The sequence below is a fragment of the Streptomyces sp. NPDC002795 genome (assembly GCF_042888725.1).
Taxonomy (GTDB): Bacteria; Actinomycetota; Actinomycetes; order Streptomycetales; family Streptomycetaceae; genus Streptomyces.
Window position 1 is genome coordinate 1 of sequence record NZ_JBIAQB010000001.1, and the last position, 18,973, is coordinate 18,973.

Consider the following 18,973-nt stretch of genomic DNA (forward strand, 5'->3'; position numbering starts at 1 on the left):
CTCATCACACACCGCCCCCCGACACGCCGCCACCAAATCCCGATCAGCCACCGACTTCAAAACATACCCACACGCACCCGAACGCAACGCCTGGAGGCCGCCCTCAGCATGTACGGAAACGATCCCCGGTGCGGCGAGGAGAGCGGCCGGCAGCGGGTCCGCCTGTTGTGACAGGTGCCCCTCGGGCCGCCGGGACGGTCGCTCATGCACGTGTGGCCCGGCCGTGCGACGGGCGCCGAGAGCTGTCAGCAGCACACAACTCTTCGCAGGAGCTGGGGCATTCAGTGCTCCCTTTTCCGGGTCGGGCGGGATGTCAGGATGCAGGCACGGGCCATCGCTGACCGCGCACCAGGCTCTTGAAAGAACGCTTTCGGGGCGCCGTCGGCAGGGAATAGGGGGCGTTCCACCCCTCAGGGAAAGCGGTTCCCCCCGGCAGCTCCAGATTGGTGCGCTCATCGCACTCCAGGATCGCCCTCAGCCAGGTGCGCATCGCGTGGTGGAATTCGTAACTGAGCGGCTCAGGGGCCAGCAGCCAGTCACGCCCATTACTGCTCACATGGGTGTGATAGTTGTCCGCGGAACGTCCCGTCCACGGGCTCTCCGCCTGGATCGGGTGGAGCCCGTACCCGAGTTCGGTGATCGCCTCCAGGCTCCGGGCCAGCGACTCGTGGTCGGAGCTGGGAAGGATCTCCAGGACGATCCACGGGCGGTGCAGACGTAGCGTCCCCAGCCCCCCGGCCAGCACCTGCCCCTCCAGCGTCTCCACGTCGATCTTGATCAGATGCGGGCGGAGGTCAGGGCGCGCTTGCGTGAAACCATCCAGCGTGGTGACAGGGACAGTCACCGATTCCGTGTGCCGTCGGTGACCCGCGTTCAGGGAATGTGAGGATTCCGCCTTCAACGACAGGTACAGCTCCGCGCTGCCCGGAGTTTCGGACACCGCTGAGCGTACGAGCTCGAATCCCAGGCCGTTGGCGTCCCGGATGTCCGCGCAGATGGCCGATGTCTCCGGTGCAGGCTCAAACGCATGAACCGACAACCGACGCCCGTATACGGCATCGATGAGCGCGGAATAGAGACCGATGTGCGCACCGACGTCAAGAACCGCGCTCCCCTCCGGAGCCTGATGGGCCACCGCCATCAATGTCGCCTGGGTCAGTGGCTCGTATCCCGCCAGTCCGGACCGCCGCAACTGCCGCTGCACAGCCGTCTGCTTGCGATTCATGAAATTCAACGCGCTGGGGTATGAGCCGACCTGGGCGAGAGCTGACCTATTACGCGGGAGAGTGACTACGAGCGGCATCGGACATCGTCCTTTTTCTAGTGATGGAGCCCGCCTCCTCTTGCAGGAGGCCGAAGGTGGACTGGCGGTCTGCTCGAGGCTCAGGACGTCGAACGCGTGACGTCGGCCGCCCGCGCGGCTGATCTGTCAGTCGTGCGCAGGACGGGAGACGGACGCTCGTAGGGGCTGGCCGCGGGGTAGTAGCTGTCCAGGAACTGCTGCACGACAGCGGTACTCGCGTGCTCCTCGCCGTCACAGGTGGTGGTGTCGTTGAGACAGAAGACGAGGTGAGAGCGGTTCAGCAGGCGTCGTAGCCGGGATTCGATGCGTGGCTGGGAGATGTCCACGTAGTCGTAGCGGATGGTTCCCGGCACGGCCCGGCCGGTGTGGAAGGCGTAGTAGTGGTGCAGCGAGTTGGTGATGGCGATGTCGTCGGCGCTACGGAAGGCATGTCCGGCGGTGCGTCGATGGGCGTCCGCGAAGACCCGTTCCACGTCTTCGAGCACGCTGCGCCTCAGGGCGCAGGGCGTGTGCTTCATCTTGCGGGTGATGCTGCTGCCGAACATGGCTGCCAGCAACTGCCGGTTGGTGACGCCCGCGGCGGATACGGGGACATCGTCCGCGCCGGTGCTGCCAACGGGCGGTAGCAGCGCCCTGGAGGGGAAAAACCTGCTGAGACCGTTGGCGAGGAAGAAGTCCTGTGGGATCGCCGGGCGGCCCAGGAAGACGTCGTCGTTGAAGTAGAGGAAGTGTTCGGCCAGACCGTCGATGTGGTGCAACTGGCTTTCGATGGCGTGCGAGTTGAATGTGGGCAGCGCCTCGGGGTCGGTAAAGATTTCCCGGTGGTCGACGACATGGACCTGGGGGTGTGCAGTGTTCAGCCAGCTGGGAACCTGGTGGTCCGTGACGATGAAGATGTTCCGGATCCATGGCGCGTAGAGGTTCAGGGAACGCAAGGAGTAGCGCAGTTCGTCGCGACTGAAGTAGCGGGCGGCGTTGGCTGCCTCCGGGTGGTAGGGCTCGCCCACGGCTGCCGCGCGTCTGCGCTGCCACTGCGGGTCCGAGCCGTCCACCCAGGTGTAGACGACGTCCACTGGGAAGTGGACATCATCAGGCAGCGGCTCGGCGAACTCGCGCCGGGTGGGGACCTCCGCAGGCTCGGGCCGTGTGTCCTCCGAGGCGAGCCGGGTGAAGTGCCGCCCCGGGCGCTGTACGGCGGGCGCCCAGCGGCTGATCCGCTCGCAGGTGAGGTTGTGCCGCGGCGCCACCAGTTCCGTACCGTCTTCGGAGGGGGACCAGAACTCGACATCGCAGCCGAACTTCGGGCCCAGGACAAGCTCCGCCGAGGCCGAGTCCGCGAAGAAGCAGAAAACTCGGATCACTTGCCGTGTGGCGAGCCGGCGCCACACGTTCGCGGAACCGATGGGCTGACTGGACTGAACCTGCTGCCGCTGGCTACCTCGAGTCGAGGTGAGTTGCAGAGGCGTCTGACTGCCCAGCGCACACAGCGCCTGTTCGGCACGCGCCCGGTCTTCGGTGCAGATCCCCACGGTGGAGGCGGTTTCCGTCGCGCCGCGCACCATGAAGTGATCTACCCCTGCCTCCCGTAGCGCTCCGAGTACGGTTTGCAGGTTGTACTCGCGTGCCTGCAGCGGGGTGATCTCCCGGCGTTGCAGTGCGATGCGTAGGCCGACCGACGTCCGGACCGGTACATGGCCGCCGTCGCCGAGCAGGCCCTGTTGTTGGAGTCGGGCGGCCAGTCGACGGTGCTGGAGGCTTCGCGCTGCGAGGGTGGGGCGCTCAAGCTGATGTCTCAGTCGCTCCCAATCCTCGATCCCGACTTTGGCTCGCACCGCGCGACGCAGGGGCAGCGGAATCACACGGCGGTAGGCACGTAGTGCTCGGGATGGAGGTCCGGTGCGGAATTCCGCGCTGGACGGTGCGCTGGGCTGCGACAGGGCTTCTTTTGGCATTGCACATCCCTGGACCTGAAGATTCCGGCCGCAATCGCGACCCCCTCGGACGACTTTGGAGAAGCGACATCGGGAGAGCCTCGACAGGCATCTCCTTCAGTCGCGATGTTTCAGTGCTGGTGGACCGGGCTCCGGTCGGCCCGTATGCAGACTTGAAGTAGTGATTCCAACTCAGGAATCGTCGGACATGGATGAAGGATGTTCATTTCGCTTTTCCTTCTTCCGTGCGACATGACAAGCCCTTGAGTTGACGTGACGTTAACAACAACGGTCGCCCAGGCGGCCATCTCGACGCCGATAGGTATGAGAAACACTCGAAACGAGTAAGAAAACCTCACTGCCTGATCCCCCCGGACGGCCCCCGGCCCGGTGTACTCATCTGGGCCCTCGGTGTCTACGGTGGTCCCGAGGTTGTCAAGGCCCGAGGGACCGGTAGGGCCTGAGGGGTCGACAGGAGACGGGTGGGGTGCGGGCCATGGGGGACGAGGGTGCTGGCGGCGCGGGGCACGGGCGGGTGATCGGCGGGCGGTATCGCGTCGTCGGGCGGCTCGGGAGTGGTGGGATGGGCACGGTGTGGCGGGCCGTCGACGAGAGGCTGGGGCGCGAGGTCGCCGTCAAGGAGCTTCGGACGTTCGACGGTGGCGACGGGCCGGATCCGAGCGAGCAGCGGTTGCGGATGCAGCGGGAGGCGCGGGCCGCCGCGCGGGTGCGGCATCACGGGGTGGTCGCCGTGCACGACGTCGCCGAGCACGAGGGGCGTCCGGTGATCGTGATGGAGTTCGTCGACGGCGAGTCGCTTCAGGGGTTGTTGCAGCGGCGTGGTCCGCTGGATCCGGTCGAGGCGGCGCGGATCGGCGGCCAGGTGATGGATGCGCTCGCGGCCGCCCACCGCGCCGGGGTGTGGCATCGGGACGTCAAACCCAGCAACATCCTGCTCGAGCACGGTGGCCGGGTCGTGCTCACCGATTTCGGTATCGCGGCGTTGCAGGATCCGGGTGATGGCGCGGCGACCAGGATCACGCGTAGTGGTGAGCTCGTTGGTTCGCTGGACTATCTCGCGCCCGAGCAGGCTCGCGGCGGTGAGGTGGGGCCCGCAGCGGATGTGTGGGCGCTGGGTGCCTCGTTGTACGCGGCTGTCGAGGGAGCGCCGCCGTTCCGGCGTACCTCCACCTGGTCGACGATCACCGCCATCGTCACCGAGCCGCTGCCCGAGCCGCGGCATGCCGGGCCGCTGGCGCCCGCGTTGTCCGAACTGCTGGACAAGGACCCCGCGTTGCGGGCCGACGCCGTGCGGGCCGCGCAGTTGTTGCGGGCCACGGCCGCGGGCGAGCCACTGCCACCCCAGTCCCCCGACACCGTGCGCCTGCGCCATCAGCAAGGAGGGCAGCGGGGAGGGCAGCAGGCGCCGGGGTCCCGGCCCGGTGTCTTCGGCGCCGCGGGCGTGTCCCCTGTGCCCGCTCCCCCGCAGCCTCCCGGTCCGGTCGGCGCGCAGACCGTCGCCGCTCGGCCGGGCGGCCGCCCGCGCCGGCGCGGCATCGTCGTCGCCGCCGTGGCGGCGGCGCTGCTCGTCGGGGGCGCGGCCACGTACGCCGTGACCAGCCAGGGCGGCGATGACGGGGGCAGCGGTGCGGCGGGGCCCGTCGCCGATGACACCAAGTCGGACACTAAATCGGACACCAAGTCGACCCCGACGCCATCGCATTCACTGTCCGGTTCGCCGTCCGATTCGCCGTCCGGTGATCCCTCAACGACACAATCGGCGGACGGCGCCTCCTCCCCCGCCTGCACGCGCATCGACGGCGGCAAGTCCCACTGCCGGGTGTGGCGCTCCGCCACCTCGTACGACTCCCGGCATCGTCCCGTCGGGACGATCCGGCCGGGCACCAACTACTTCTACTGCCAGGTCAAGCGCACGCAGCGGGAGACGTACGGGGAGTGGACGAACGTGTGGTGGGCGAAGACCGATGACGACAGCGGCAATTCCGGTGTGTTCGTCAGCGATGTGTATCTCACCGGCGGGGAGAACGATCAGCCCGTGCCGGGGCTCGCGGTGTGTTGAGCGCGCGGTTGCCCCGACCGAGCGGCTCTATCGGATATCCCCATTGGTCATAGACTCGCCGTGTGACGAACGACGATTCCGCATTCGCAACCCTGGGCGCACTGAGTGATCCCGTACGCCGTCGCCTCTATCGATACGTGGCCGCCCAGCCGGACGACGTAGGACGTGACGCGGCCGCGGAGGCGGTTGGTGTCTCCCGGTCACTGGCGGCGTTCCACCTGGACAAGTTGGTCGAGGCGGGGTTGTTGACCGCGTCGTCGCGGCGGCTGTCCGGGCGCACCGGTCCGGGCGCGGGGCGACCGGCGAAGGTGTATCGGCGTGCCGAGGGTGAGCACACCGTGTCCGTGCCTCCCCGGTCCTACGGCTCCGCCGGCCAACTGCTCGCCTCGACCGTGGAGAACGCCGGCCTGGACCGCGAGTTGCAGGAGGCGGCGCGGGCCGCGGGGGCGGCGCAGCCGGGCGTGGACGCCGAGGACGTGGTCGACGTACTGGCCGAGCGCGGGTATCAGCCCTTCTGGGACGAGGGGACGCTGCGCCTTCGCAACTGCCCCTTCCATGCGCTGGCCGAGGAGTTTCCCGCCCTGATCTGCGGGATGAATCTCGCACTGCTGGAGGGACTTGCGCCTGCGCAGTGGGCGCCGGTGATGGATCCGCGCCCGGGGGGATGCTGCGTGGCGCTCTCCCGGAGTTCCGACTGATCCACCGGCGATCCCAGGGGTCGTTTCTAAAACAAATGAGCGTTGACTATAGAAGTGGGCTCGGCCATGCTGGGCCCATGACTGGCTTTCACCTGGCGCAGGTCAACATCGGCCGCCTCGTCGCCCCGCTGACCGGACCCGAACTCGCCGACTTCGTCGCACAGCTTCCCGAGATCAACGCGCTCGCCGACGGCAGCCCCGGATTCGTCTGGCGCATGGTCGACGACACCGGCGAGGACGCGACCGGCTTCCGGCCCGATGACACCGACGACATGATCCTGATCAACTGCTCGACCTGGGAGTCGGTCGAGGCCCTGCGGGCGTTCACGTACCACAGCGATCACCTGCGTGTGCTGAGTCGCCGGCGTGAGTGGTTCCAGCGCGTGGCCGAGGCACACCAGGCCCTGTGGTGGGTGCCGGCCGGTCATCGTCCGGGCGTCGCCGAGGCGATGGAGCGGGTGGCGCTGATCCGCGAACACGGGCCGGGGCCCGAGGCGTTCACCTTCCGCGCCCCCTACCCGGAGCCGGCCACGACCGCCGGCCGGTGACACGGGGACTGAAGGCCACACCAGAGGGGCGTACGCCGACCGTCGGCCCTGACCTGCCATCCCGAACTGGCCGTGTGCTCACGGGAATTGACTCTTGACGATCTCGCTGCCCATGGAGGAGCCGCATCCGCGGGTTGGGGACGGTTCCCGGACACGGATCCTTCCCAGCCGACCCACCCCGCCCACAAGTGCACCCCTCAGCCCGACACCTCCGTCAGCATCCGCCACCCCGGCGTGTAACGCCCGTGCAGGACGAGGGAGGCGGCGCCCACCGCCCCGGCCGTCTCGCCGATCAGGCTGGGTTCCACCGTCACCCCGCCCAGCGCGCGAGCCACCGACGTCGTATTGACGGCCTTGTCGATCTCCTCGCCCAGCACCTGCTCCACGCCGACGAGCGCCTCGCCGCCGAGCACTACCAGGCTCACGTCGAGCAGCGACACGGCCCCCCGCACCGCCTGCCCCATCCGACGCCCCGCCAGGCGCACCACGTCGCAGGCCGCTTCGTCCCCCGCGGCCACCGCGCGCCGCAGAAGCTTCCAGTCGGCGCGCACCGTGTCGGGGGTGCCGCTGAGTCCGATGCGGCGTGCGGCGTCCTCGCCGTGCCGGGTGAACAGGTCCTCGACCAGGGCGGCGGGGTTGCAGTACGGACCCACGCACCCGTTGCTTCCGCAGTCGCAGCGGCGGTCTCCGGGCTCGGTCTGAGCGTGGCCGATCTCGCCCGCGTTGCCCGAATCGCCGCGCAGGACATGGCTTCCCAGCATGACCCCCGCGCCGATCCCCGCCCCCATGTACAGGAACAGGAAGCCGTCCGCGCGTTGCTCGCCACCGATCCAGCGTTCGCCGATCGCCGCCGCCGTCGCGTCGTTGTCCATCGCGACCGGCATGCCGGTGGCCTGAGCGAACATGTGAAGCAGTGGCACGCGCCGCCAGCCGTCGAAGTTCGGCGGGTCCACGACCGCGCCCGCTTCCGCGTCGATGGGGCCCGGCGCCGCGATGCCCAGACCCAGCAGCCGGCTCGGGTCGATCTCGGCGCGCTCGGGCAGCCGCAGCGCCGCACGTGCCACCCGGTCGACCACCTCGGTCGGATCGCTGGGGCGTGGCAGTGCGAAGCGGCGGCTGAGCAGTACCGATCCGGCGAGGTCCACCAGGACGATCACGGCGGCGTCCGGGTCGAGGTGCACTCCGAGGGCGTAGGCGCCGTCGGCGCGCGGGGTGAGCAGGGTGCGGCGTTTGCCTCCGCTGGAGGGTGCGTGTCCCGACTCGGCGATCAGGCCCTCGTCGAGCAGGCGGCGTACCACGTTCGACACCGTCTGGTTGGTGAGTCCGGTCAGCGGGCCCAACTCGACGCGGCTCACCGGGCCTTTGGTGCGGATGGCGGCCAGGACGACGGCCTGGTTGTAGCCGCCGACCCTGGGCAGGTTGGTGCCGCTGCGCGCCATGGCGTTTCCTCCTTCGGGCAAGTCCCCTGTCGTGGCGGTCTCGCCAACTCGTATCCAGCGCACCGGGTTTCGGCGTCGAGATTATGCAGCAGCCGTTGACTTAGTCCATCCATTGGATTTAGGTAATCGTCAACGCATCACGCAGCACGCGCAGCACATCCGTATCGCCGGTGGCTTCCGCATCGCCATCCGGCCGGTGCACCGCAACACCTCTGGTACCGCCTGCAGTTGAGCGCCCAACAGAGGGCGCCGAGCCGCCACCTCCTGGAGGAACCCCTTGCGCAAGAAGCTCTTCGCCGCCGTCGCGGTCACCCTCGCGACAACGTTGTCCGCAACCGCTTGTGGTGGTTCCGGATCCTCCGCCGGGGGCGACTCGATCAAGGTCGTCTACTGGCAGCATCTGGACCAGAACGACCACAAGCAGCAGAAGTTCCTCGCCTCGATGAAGACATCGTTCGAGAAGGCCCACCCGGGCAAGAAGGTCGAGATCGTTCCGGTCACGGCCTCCGAGAACGACTACTACACGAAGATCCAGCTGATGATGCGCTCGCCCTCGACCGCGCCCGACCTGGTCTACGAGGACACCGCGCTGATCAACTCCGACATCGCGAGCGGCTACCTCAAACCGCTCGACGACTATGTGTCCAAGTGGTCGGACTGGGGCAAGTTCGCGAAGGCCGCCAAGGCGGCCGTCTCCTCCCCCACCGACGGCAAGACATACGGCGTCCCGGACGACACCGACACACGCGGCATCTGGTACAACCAGAAGCTGCTGAAGAAGGCGGGCATCAAGACGCCCTGGCAGCCGAAGAGTTGGGACGACCTTCTCGACACCGCGCGCACGCTGAAGAAGAAGCTGCCGGGTGTCATCCCGATGAACCTCTACACCGGCCAGGCCGGCGGTGAGCAGTCCACCATGCAGGGCTTCGAGATGCTGCTGTACGGGACCGATGCCGCCGGTGACTCCCTGTACGACGCCAAGAAGAAGAAGTGGATCGTCGGCTCGCAGGGCTTCAAGGACGCGCTGAAGTTCGTGCACACCGTCTACGACGAGGACCTGGGCCTGGACAAGTCCACCGCGCTCGGGCCCAACGCGGGCACCGAGGTCGGTACGGAGCTGATGCCGAAGAGCAAGATCGCCCTCAACATCGACGGTTCGTGGATGGCCAACAGCTGGCTGAAGACCGGTCCGAGCCCGTGGCCCGAGTGGTCGAAGACGATGAAGTCCGCCGCGATGCCGACCCAGAACGGCCAGGCGCCCGGCAAGGTCAGCATGTCGGGCGGCTGGGCCTGGTCGATCCCGTCGAAGGCCCAGAACCCCGATCTGGCCTGGCAGTTCGTCAAGGCGATCAAGAACAAGGACAACTCGGTGAAGTGGAACATCATCGAGTCCACGACCGCCGTGCGCACGGACGTGGCCGCCGACCCGAAGTACCTGGGCGCGACGCCGACCAACAAGTTCTTCACCGATCTCGTGAAGTACACCCACTTCCGTCCGGCGCTGCCGAAGTACCCGCAGGTCTCCAACGCCGTCACCAAGGCCATGGAGTCCGTGACCACGAAGCAGGCCTCGGTGGGCGAGGCCGCCAAGACCTATGACCAGGATGTGGCCACGGCCGTCGGCCCCGACGCCACCACCCGGGGCTCGCGATGAAGACCGCCGTCGCCACCGCCGGCTCCACCGCCCCCGGTGGGCGCGCGGCCGGGCGCAGCGCCGCGGGTCGATCGCTGCTGCGCGGCATGCCGCTACTGCCGTCGATCGTCCTGCTGGCCGTGTTCCTGGCCGGGCCGATCCTGTACTGCGTCTACGACGCTTTCACCGACGCCCAGTTGACGGGTGCGGCCGAGACGAACTTCGTCGGCCTGGACAACTTCACGCGGGCGCTCAACGACCCGAACTTCCTCAACGCCCTGTGGCTGACCCTGGTGTTCGTCGTGGGTTCCGCCGTCATCGGGCAGAACACCCTCGGCCTGAGCCTCGCGGTGATGACGGAGAAGGCCACCAAGCCGCTGCGCACGCTCACCAACGGTGTCGTGATCGCCGCCTGGGTGCTGCCCGAGGTCGTCGCCGGGTACCTGATGTACGCGTTCTTCTACAAGCAGGGCTCACTGAACAACGTGCTCGGCTTCCTGGGCCTGCCGCAGCAGAACTGGCTGTACACCCTGCCGATCCTCGCGGTGTGCCTCGCCAATGTGTGGCGCGGCACCGCGTTCTCGATGATGGTGTACTCCGCCGCGCTCAACGAGGTGCCGCGCGAGCTGGTCGAGGCCGCGGAGATGGACGGCGCGGGTGTGTGGCACCGGCTGTGGCACGTGACGTTGCCGGTCATCCGCCGCACCATCATGACCAACCTGATGCTGATCACTCTGCAGACGCTCTCCGTCTTCGGGCTGATCTACGCCATGACGCGCGGCGGGCCCGGCAACAAGAGCCAGACCCTGCCGGTGTTCATGTACCAGCAGGCCTTCCAGAACAGCATGATCGGCTACGGCACCGCGATCGCGCTGGTGCTGCTGGTCGTGGGCGCGCTGTTCTCCGTCGTGTATCTGAAGCTGCTCAAGGTGGAGGACGCCTGATGACCGCCACCGACCTGCTGCCCGCCGCCGACACCGGCCGCGCCGACGGCGGCGCCCGCCCCGTTCCCGCGACGGGCACGGCTCGCCGCCGGATCCGCCCCGGACGCGTCGCCGTCAATGTCGTCCTGCTGGTGATCAGCCTGCTGTTCGTGCTGCCGCTGGTGTGGATGGTGTTCGCGGCGTTCAGTTCGACGGCCAGCTTCGAGCTGAGCGTGCCCTCGCCCCCGACGCTGGACAACTTCGACGCGATCCTGAACGCCGAGACGACGTACCGGCCGCTGCTCAACGGGCTGCTGCTGTGCGGAGGGGCGACCCTGCTGTGCGTGGTCACGTCGATCCTGGCCGCGTACCCGCTCTCGCGCTATCGCTCCCGGCTGCGCCGTCCGTTCCTGTACACCGTGCTGTTCACCACCGGGCTGCCGATCACCGCCGTGATGATCCCCGTGTACAGCATGTTCGTACAGGTCGAGCTGATCGACTCGATGTTCGCGACGACGCTGTTCCTGGCGGCCTCCGCGCTGCCGATCGGGATCTGGCTGATGAAGAACTTCATGGACGGGGTGCCCATCGTCCTGGAGGAGGCCGCGCGGATCGACGGCGCGAACGCCATGCAGTCGCTTGCCCGCGTGGTGCTGCCGTTGATGTGGCCGGGTGTCACCGTCGTCACCGTGTTCACCTTCATCAGCATGTGGGGCAACTTCTTCGTTCCGTTCGTGCTGCTCCTGTCGCCGGAGAAGCTGCCGGCGTCGGTGAGTGTGTTCACGTTCCTCAGTGCCCATGACCAGACGCAGTACGGGCAACTGGCCGCGTTCTCCCTGGTGTACACGCTGCCCGTGGTGATGCTGTACCTGCTGCTGACCCGCAAGCTGGGCGGCGGGTTCGCGCTGGGTGGCGCGCTCAAGGGCTGAGCCCGCCTCCCGAGCCCCCCGGGAGGCGCCAACTCCCTTCCCGTGCAGTCCTGTTCAACGTTCTTCGAAAGGTGTTCTGTGCACTCCGACCGCGACATCGTCCAGCACCGCCTCCGGCGCGTCCTCGACGAACGCATCCGGCCCGCCGTCCACGCCACCTCCGTCCCCCTGGAGGTCGGCATCTGGCAGGTGCCGGGCGAGCCCGTCCCGGTGGCCGAGGGTCTCGCCGCCGACTACCGGCCCACCGAGGTGGGCGCGTCCTGGGGCCCCGCCTGGACCACCAACTGGTTCAAGGTCAGTGGCCGCGTACCCGAGGAGTGGGCGGGCCGCCGGGTGGAGGCCGTCGTCGACCTCGGCTTCGGCACCACCGAGCCGGGATTCTCCGCCGAGGGCCTGGCGTACCGGAGCGACGGCACGGCCGTGAAGGCGCTTAACCCGCGCAACACCTGGCTTCCGGTGGCCGAACAGGCCGTCGGTCGTGAGGAGTTCGTCTGTTACGTCGAGGCCGCCGCGAACCCGCTCGTCATGCATTCGGGGCCCGAGGACCGCAGCTTCGCGATCACGCCGGTCGGCGGTCGCGCCCCGTGGCTGGAGGAGGAGGGCGCCTCGGGCGGTGCGCCGATCTACCGGCTGCGCCGCCTCGACCTGGCCGTCTTCGACGCGGAGGTGTACGACCTCGTCCACGACATGGAGGTCCTCGACCAGCTGATGCGGGAGTTGCCCGAGCAGGCGCCGCGCCGCTGGCAGATCCTGCGGGCGCTGTCCTCGGCGCTGGACGCCGTGGATCTGCAGGACATCAGCGGCACCGCGGCCGCCGCCCGCGCGATCCTCGCCCCCGCGCTCGCCTCGACGGCCGCGGACGGCGAGCACCGCATCTCGGCGATCGGGCACGCGCACATCGACACGGCGTGGCTGTGGCCGCTGCGCGAGACCGTGCGCAAGGTCGCGCGCACCGTCTCCAACGTCACCCAACTGATGGACGAGCACCCGGAGTTCCGCTTCGTGATGTCCCAGGCGCAGCAGCTCGCCTGGCTGAAGGAGCACCGTCCCGAGGTGTACGAGCGGGCCCAGGAGAAGGCGAAGACGGGGCAGTTCGTGCCGACGGGCAGCCTGTGGGTGGAGCCGGACACGAACATCACCGGGGGTGAGGCGCTGGCCCGTCAGTTCATCCACGGTAAGCGGTTCTATCTCGACGAGTTCGGTGTCGAGACCGAGGACATGTGGCTGCCGGACACCTTCGGTTACAACGGTGCGATGCCGCAGCTGATGAAGCTGGCCGGGGTGCGCTGGTTCCTCACGCAGAAGATCTCGTGGAACACGACGAACAAGTTCCCCCATCACACGTTCTGGTGGGAGGGCATCGACGGGACGCGCATCTTCAGCCACTTCCCGCCGGTCGACACGTACAACAGTGATCTGTCGGGCGCCGAGGTGGCGCACAGTGTGCGCAACTTCCAGGACAAGGGCGCGGCCAATCGTTCGCTCGCTCCGTTCGGGTACGGCGACGGTGGTGGTGGCCCCACCCGCGAGATGCTGGCGCGTGCCGAGCGGCTCGCGGATCTGGAGGGTTCGGCGCGGGTCGAGATCGAGAAGCCGGGTGACTTCTTCGCGAAGGCGTTGGAGGAGTACCCGGACGCGCCGGTGTGGGTGGGCGAGTTGTACCTGGAGTTCCACCGGGGCACGCTGACCAGTCAGATCGCGACCAAGCAGGGGAACCGGCGCAGCGAACACCTGTTGCGGGAGGCCGAGTTGTGGGCGGCTACGGCGGCGCTGCGCACGGGGGCGGCGTATCCGTACGAGGCGATCGACCGGTTGTGGAAGACGGTGCTGCTGCACCAGTTCCACGACATTCTGCCGGGTACGTCGATCGCGTGGGTGCATCGGGAGGCGGAGGAGACGTACCGTCAGGTCGCCGCTGAGCTGGGTGAGTTGATTGCGTCGGCGCAGTCCGCGTTGGCGGGTCCTGCCTCCGAGGACGGTTCGCGGGTCGTTTTCAACGCCGCTCCGCATGCCCGCGCGGGCGCTGCCGGCCTGGGTACGACGGTGCGTCGCGAGCCGGTGGCGGTCACGGTGGAGGCGCAGCCGCGGGACGGCGGGTACGTCCTGGACAACGGCCTGGTCCGCGTCGTGATCGACGAGCGGGGCCTGGTCACATCGGCGTACGACATCGAGGGTGAGCGGGAGGCGCTGCCGCCGGGGGCGGTGGCGAACCTGCTCCAGCTGCATCAGGACTTCCCGAACCAGTGGGACGCCTGGGACCTGGACGCCTTCTACCGCAACACCGTCACGGACCTGACGGCGGTGGAGTCGGTGACCGTCGTGGACGGTGGTGTCCGTGTCGTGCGTGCCTTTGGTGACTCGCACGTCGAGCAGACCCTGGCGCTCGCGCCGGGCGCCCGTCGCCTGGATGTCGCCACGGTCCTGGACTGGCACGAGACGGAGAAGCTGCTCAAGGTGGCGTTCCCGCTGGACGTGCGGGCCGGGCACTCCACGGCGCAGGTGCCCTTCGGGCATGTCGAGCGGCCCACGCACACCAACACGAGCTGGGACGCCGCCAAGTTCGAGGTGTGCGCGCACCGTTTCCTGCATGTCGGTGAGCGGGGCTGGGGTGCGGCGCTGGTCAACGACTCGACGTACGGGCACGACGTCACGCGTGATGTGCGCGAGGACGGTGGCACCACGACGACGGTCCGGTTGTCCCTGGCCCGCGCGCCGCGCTTCCCCGACCCGGACACCGACCAGGGCACGCACCGGTTGCGCTATGCCCTGCTGATCGGGGCGGACGTCGACGACGCGGTCCGTGAGGGGTACCACCTCAATCTGCCCGAGCGGACGGTGTCCGGTTCGGCGGAGGTGGCACCGTTGGTGGTCGTCGACAACCCCGCTGTGGTGGTCGAGGCGGTCAAGCTCGCCGACGACCGCTCGGGCGACGTCGTGGTGCGCCTGTACGAGTCCCGGGGCGCCCGCGCCACCGCGCTCCTCTCCCCCGGCTTCCGCCTCGCGTCGGCGACGGCCACGGACCTGCTGGAACGCCCGCGCGCCGCCGACGAGGCCGCGTGTGAGGCGACGGACGACGGGGTGCGGCTGCGGCTGCGGCCGTTCCAGATCCTGACGGTGCGGTTGGCGGCCGTACGGGACTGAGTCGGCGGCATGGTGTGTCGGGGTCCCGCGTGGTGTGCGCGGGGCCCCGGCACCGAGCAGTGGAGGGCCGGGAGGTTCGTGCCCGTCACGCGGCCTCGCGGCCGGCCTTTCTGGTGGTGCTCGCTTCTCTGCCGCTCTGCTCGTCGCCGTGGACGAGGCGCAGATGACTCGGTCGATGGTGTCCGGATCCCGGGCGGGACGATCCGCCCATGCGGTCTTCTATGCGGTCCATGCCGATCAAGAGGAGTCCCATGGCCGGCAGGAGCAAAAGAGCCACGATCAGCATCGGTGGCTTCCTTTCCTCGACTCTCACTTTTCGCCTGCCCCGCACAGGGACCTCCATGGCCGCGATGATGTGATGATTCCGTAACGCAAGGGATTGCCGCCGATATCGCGATCTGGGCGATTTCAGGGTGAGCCGGGGTTCGGTCCGTGAAGACGCCTGCGCGTCAGCTGTCCTTGGCGGGCGCCACGTCCTTGGTCGTGACCACCGGGACCGGCGCCGCCGCCGGTTCCTCGCCGTTCATCACCCGCTTCGCGGTGACCCGGTCCAGGGCGCCCTCCCAGCGGGACACGGCGAACACCGCGACGCAGTTGCCGAGGAGGTTGGTGGCGACGCGCATCGAGTCCATGATCCGGTCGACGCCGAGCAGCAGCGCCACCGCGGCGGCGGGGATGACGCCAAGGGCTGAGGCGGTCGCGGACAGCGCGAGGAACGCGGAACCGGGTACGCCCGCCATGCCCTTGCTGGTCAGCATCAACACAAGGACGACGGTCACTTGTTGACCGAGCGTCAGGTCCACGCCGACGGCCTGGGCGATGAAGAGGGTGCCGATGGAGAGATAGATGGAGGCGCCGTCGAGGTTGAAGGAGTAGCCGGTGGGCAGGACGAGCCCGACCGCGTCGTCCCGGCAGCCGGCCGCGCGCAGCTTCTGCATCATCCGTGGCATCACGGTCTCGCTGGAGCCGGTGCCGAGTGCGAGCAGGAGTTCCTCGCGGGTGTAGCGGACGAACTTCCACAGGCTCAGGCCGGTGACCGCCTTGAGTGCGAGGCCGAGCAGCAGGAGGAAGAGCAGGGCGACGCCGTAGCAGACGGCGATCAGCTTTCCGTACGTCGACATCGCGCCCACGCCGTATTCGGCGACGAGGTGGGCGGTGGCTCCGAAGACCGCGAGCGGGGCGAGCTTCATGATGTAGCCGACGATGGTGAACACGACGTCCTGGGCCTGCTCGATGAACGGCAGGATCTGCGGGACCTTGCTCTGGCCGAGGTGGAGCAGGGCGGCGCCCACGAGGCAGGCCAGGACGAGGACTTGGAGCAGGGCGTTCTCGGCGAAGGCGCCGACGGCGCTGTCCGGCAGGGACTCCAGGACGAACTGGGTGGTGGACGGGAGATGCCCGCCGCCAGTCTGCTCGTCGACCGCGCCCTTGTCGAGGGTGGCCGGGTCGACGTTCATGCCGGCTCCGGGCGCCAGTATGTTGCCGGCGAGCAGGCCGATGACGAGGGCGACGGTGGTGGCGACCTCGAACCAGATCAGCGCCTTCACGCCGATGCGGCCGAAGGCCTTCAGGTCACCGGCCTTGGTGATGCCCGCGACGACGACGCAGAACACCAGGGGGGCGATCATCGATTTGATGAGCCGGACGAAGCCGTCCCCGAGGGGCTGCAGGGTCGATCCGATGTCCGGCCACAGGCGTCCCACGAGGGCGCCGAGCAGCAGGGCGAGCAGGACTTGAGCGAAGAGGCTGGTGCGCAGGAGACGGCCTGCGCGGTGTGCGATGTTTCCGTTGGCGTGCGCCATGGGGCACTCCTACATGGGCGGATATTCTGCATTGCGGAAGATCAATTCCGCGATGCATCACTATCGTTGACGCCCCACCGACGCGGAAGACCCCGGATCGGCCTGTTGTAGATCTTGTAGATTGCTCCCGAACCCGCGTGCGAATCGCGGGCTCAACTGCCCTTTCGCAGGCTGATGTACGGCTCGAACGCGTCCAGGAGCAGTTCCCGCATCCGCGTCGCGTCCATGTCGCCCGTTCCTGCCAGGACTTGGATGGCCAGGCCGTCGACGAGGCCCGTGAAGCGGGCGGCGAGGGCCGCCGCGTCGACGCCTTCGGCCATGCCCTCGCGCTGGCAGGTGCGCACCAGGTCCAGGACGACGCCGCGCCAGCGGGCGTAGACACCGCGCTGGCCGTCCCGCAGGCTCGGGTCGAGGATCGCCTCGTTCCACGACTGCACCCACACCGACCACTCGTCGGCGTCCTCGTCGGTCGTCGTCAGCTGTACCTCGATCAGGCGGCGCAGCTTCTCCACGGTGCTGCCGGCGGTCGCGAACTCGGCTTCCAGGCGGGTGTGGAAGCGGTCCGCGTAGAAGACGAGCGCGGCGCGCAGGGCGTCGTCCTTCGTCGGGAAGTGGTAGTGCACGGTGCCGGTGCTGGTGCCGCAGGCCTCGGCGATGTCCGCGACGCGCACCTTGTGGAAGCCGCGGCGGGCGATGAGCCGCGCCGTGGCCTCCAGGATCTGTGTGCGGCGGAGTTCAGCGTCCACGGCGTCGGCGCGCCTGCGGGTGCCCTGCGTACCGTTCGCGCCGTTCCGGGGCGCGGGTGGCCGGCCGGCGCCGGTCCGCAGATAGCGCTGCGAGACCCTGCCGATCTGGGCGATGGCGGCGATCTCGACGTCCCGCAGGCGGCGGTTGCCGCGCAGGGCCTTGGAGAGGGCGGTGGGGTCCATGCCGACGCGGTCGGCGAACTCCCGCTGGCTCATGGGTGCACAGAGGACCACCTGGCGGGCCCGCTCGACGAGCGTCTCCTCGCCCTCGCTGTCGGGGCCCATGCTGGTTCAGCCTTCCGCCTGCGCCGGGAGTGACGTGATGACTTCGTCGGCCGCCCGAACCCCGGAGGAGAGGGCGCCGTCGATGTAGCCGTTCCACACGCTAGCCGTCTCCGTGCCGGCCCAGTGCAGCGTCCCGGTGGGTGCGCGCCAGCCGTCACGTGCGTAGCCGGTCCACCCGCCGGGGGTCACGTAGGCCTCGTATCCGCCGCGTGCGTACGGGTCTTGGGACCAGTTCTTCTCGGTGTAGTCGAGGGGGCGGGCCGCCGCGTCGCCGACGACACGGGCGAGGCTCGCGAGGGCGGCCTCGCGGCGGCCGGTGTCGTCGAGGCGGCTCCAGTCGGTGAGGCGGTCTCCGTAGACGAAGCCGACGAGCACACCATGGGCGGCGTCCTCGGGTGAGTTGTCGAAGACGACGCCGAGCGGCCCGTCGTCGTAGAGCGTGGCGATGCCGGAGAGGCCCGCCTCGCGCCAGAACGGTGTGTCGTACACCGCGTGGACCTTCGCGACGCGCCCCATCGGGCTGTGCGAGAGCCAGCCCTCCCTGCTGACCGGCAGGGCCGGGGCGAAGGACAGGGCGCGGACCGCGGGCGGCGGGAGCGCGACGACCGCCCTGCGGGCCTCGTACACGGTGTCGCCGGTGTGGACGCGTACGCCGCCGGAGTCGTGCTCGACGCGGCGTGCCGCGGCGCCGAGGCGGATCCGGTCGCCGAGCAGTTCGGCGACCGCGCGGGCCGGTCCCGCGGCGCCGGTGACGAAGCGGCTGTCCTGGGCGCAGCCGCCGGTCTCCATGAGCTGCTCCCAGCCGCCGGCCGCGGCGACGTAGAAGAGCACATGGAACAGCGAGATCTCGTACGGCTCCGCGCACCACACACCTTGGACGGCGAGCGCGAGTCGGCGCAGCGCGTCCGGGTCGTCCGTGTGCGCCAGGAAGTAGGACTGTGCGGTCTGCGCGTCCCATTCGGCGAAGCCGGGGGTACGCCACGGTTCGGTGGTGTGGACGGTCCGGGCGAGCGCGTCGAGGGCTTCGGTGATGTGGGTGTACGCGGTGATTCCGGGCCCGTCGGCGGGGGCCGCCCCGAGGTAGGGGACGGTGGCGCCGTCGTGCCACACCTCGATGTGCTGTCCACTCTCCCAGGTCGGGAAGGTGGCGCAGCCGAAGCGGGTGGCGAGGGTGTGCAGCCGGGTCTGGGTGGGGCCGATCCATTGGCCGCCGTGGTCGACACACAGGCCGCTCCGGGACTCGGTGAGGACGCGGCCGCCGACCCGGTCCGCCGCTTCCAGGAGTGCGAAGTCGACGCCGTGGTCGTGGAGTTGGAGTGCGGCGGCGAGTCCCGCGTAGCCGCCGCCGACGATGACGACCTCGGTCTCGACCAGGTTCATTTCGGTCTGTTCCCACATGACAGGAGAGCATGTCGCAACACTGATCATTCAGTCAACGTTGCGACCACGGGTGCCCGAAACCCTTGACATGCCGCGCATCGGGCGCATCATTGACCATCGCGTCAACGATGCGAT

14 protein-coding genes and 1 pseudogene are annotated in these 18,973 nt (G+C 68.8%); 7 read left to right on the top strand and 8 right to left on the bottom strand.

The window, feature by feature from the left end; genetic code table 11:
• The 3 genes and pseudogenes from ACFYWS_RS00005 to ACFYWS_RS00015 all read right to left on the bottom strand — a co-directional run.
• Nucleotides 1–93: pseudogene (locus ACFYWS_RS00005) on the bottom strand (DNA-binding response regulator); the annotation flags it as partial.
• A gap of 220 nt (nt 94–313) precedes the next feature.
• Nucleotides 314–1,225 carry an FkbM family methyltransferase gene (locus ACFYWS_RS00010; RefSeq protein WP_389267730.1) on the bottom strand — a complete coding sequence of 304 codons (912 nt, stop codon included), beginning with the start codon at nt 1,223–1,225 and terminating at the stop codon, nt 314–316.
• 158 nt (nt 1,226–1,383) lie between these two features.
• A complete protein-coding gene (locus tag ACFYWS_RS00015) occupies nt 1,384–3,162 on the bottom strand; it encodes a stealth family protein (protein WP_389267732.1) in 1,779 nt (592 codons plus the stop codon).
• A gap of 568 nt (nt 3,163–3,730) precedes the next feature.
• On the opposite strand from ACFYWS_RS00015, the gene ACFYWS_RS00020 reads away from it, so the two are divergent.
• The 3 genes from ACFYWS_RS00020 to ACFYWS_RS00030 all read left to right on the top strand — a co-directional run bounded on the left by ACFYWS_RS00020 (nt 3,731) and on the right by ACFYWS_RS00030 (nt 6,560).
• The gene (locus ACFYWS_RS00020; RefSeq protein WP_389267734.1) at nt 3,731–5,314 is read left to right on the top strand and encodes a serine/threonine-protein kinase; all 1,584 of its coding nucleotides are present in this window, start codon (nt 3,731–3,733) and stop codon (nt 5,312–5,314) included.
• A gap of 62 nt (nt 5,315–5,376) precedes the next feature.
• Nucleotides 5,377–6,012: a helix-turn-helix transcriptional regulator gene (locus ACFYWS_RS00025; protein ID WP_389267736.1), complete on the top strand. Its 636-nt coding sequence runs from the start codon at nt 5,377–5,379 to the stop codon at nt 6,010–6,012.
• A gap of 77 nt (nt 6,013–6,089) precedes the next feature.
• Entirely contained in the window at nt 6,090–6,560 is a 471-nt protein-coding gene (locus ACFYWS_RS00030; RefSeq protein WP_389267738.1) for a DUF3291 domain-containing protein, read from the top strand.
• A 197-nt stretch (nt 6,561–6,757) separates the two neighbouring features.
• Here the strand turns inward: ACFYWS_RS00030 and ACFYWS_RS00035 are convergent, their stop codons facing one another.
• Nucleotides 6,758–7,999: an ROK family protein gene (locus ACFYWS_RS00035; RefSeq protein WP_389267740.1), complete on the bottom strand. Its 1,242-nt coding sequence runs from the start codon at nt 7,997–7,999 to the stop codon at nt 6,758–6,760.
• A 277-nt stretch (nt 8,000–8,276) separates the two neighbouring features.
• On the opposite strand from ACFYWS_RS00035, the gene ACFYWS_RS00040 reads away from it, so the two are divergent.
• The 4 genes from ACFYWS_RS00040 (at nt 8,277) to ACFYWS_RS00055 (ending at nt 14,625) form a co-directional block, all read left to right on the top strand.
• Nucleotides 8,277–9,653, top strand: a complete 1,377-nt coding sequence (locus ACFYWS_RS00040; RefSeq protein WP_389267742.1) for an extracellular solute-binding protein — start codon at nt 8,277–8,279, stop codon at nt 9,651–9,653.
• Nucleotides 9,650–10,576, top strand: a complete 927-nt coding sequence (locus ACFYWS_RS00045; RefSeq protein WP_389267744.1) for a carbohydrate ABC transporter permease — start codon at nt 9,650–9,652, stop codon at nt 10,574–10,576. Before ACFYWS_RS00040 ends, ACFYWS_RS00045 begins: the two co-directional genes overlap by 4 nt.
• The gene (locus ACFYWS_RS00050; RefSeq protein WP_389267746.1) at nt 10,576–11,484 is read left to right on the top strand and encodes a carbohydrate ABC transporter permease; all 909 of its coding nucleotides are present in this window, start codon (nt 10,576–10,578) and stop codon (nt 11,482–11,484) included. Before ACFYWS_RS00045 ends, ACFYWS_RS00050 begins: the two co-directional genes overlap by 1 nt.
• 78 nt (nt 11,485–11,562) lie before the next feature.
• The gene (locus ACFYWS_RS00055) at nt 11,563–14,625 is read left to right on the top strand and encodes an alpha-mannosidase (RefSeq protein WP_389267748.1); all 3,063 of its coding nucleotides are present in this window, start codon (nt 11,563–11,565) and stop codon (nt 14,623–14,625) included.
• Between the two features lie 85 nt (nt 14,626–14,710).
• Here the strand turns inward: ACFYWS_RS00055 and ACFYWS_RS00060 are convergent, their stop codons facing one another.
• The 4 genes from ACFYWS_RS00060 to ACFYWS_RS00075 all read right to left on the bottom strand — a co-directional run bounded on the left by ACFYWS_RS00060 (nt 14,711) and on the right by ACFYWS_RS00075 (nt 18,856).
• The gene (locus tag ACFYWS_RS00060) at nt 14,711–14,911 is read right to left on the bottom strand and encodes a hypothetical protein (RefSeq protein WP_389267750.1); all 201 of its coding nucleotides are present in this window, start codon (nt 14,909–14,911) and stop codon (nt 14,711–14,713) included.
• A 163-nt stretch (nt 14,912–15,074) separates the two neighbouring features.
• Complete coding sequence (locus tag ACFYWS_RS00065; RefSeq protein ID WP_389267752.1) at nt 15,075–16,427, bottom strand: cation:dicarboxylate symporter family transporter; 1,353 nt, start codon at nt 16,425–16,427, stop codon at nt 15,075–15,077.
• Nucleotides 16,428–16,579: 152 nt separating this feature from the next.
• Entirely contained in the window at nt 16,580–17,458 is an 879-nt protein-coding gene (locus ACFYWS_RS00070; RefSeq protein ID WP_389267753.1) for a TetR family transcriptional regulator C-terminal domain-containing protein, read from the bottom strand.
• A gap of 6 nt (nt 17,459–17,464) precedes the next feature.
• Nucleotides 17,465–18,856: a flavin monoamine oxidase family protein gene (locus ACFYWS_RS00075; RefSeq protein ID WP_389267755.1), complete on the bottom strand. Its 1,392-nt coding sequence runs from the start codon at nt 18,854–18,856 to the stop codon at nt 17,465–17,467.
• Nucleotides 18,857–18,973: the final 117 nt, after the last annotated feature.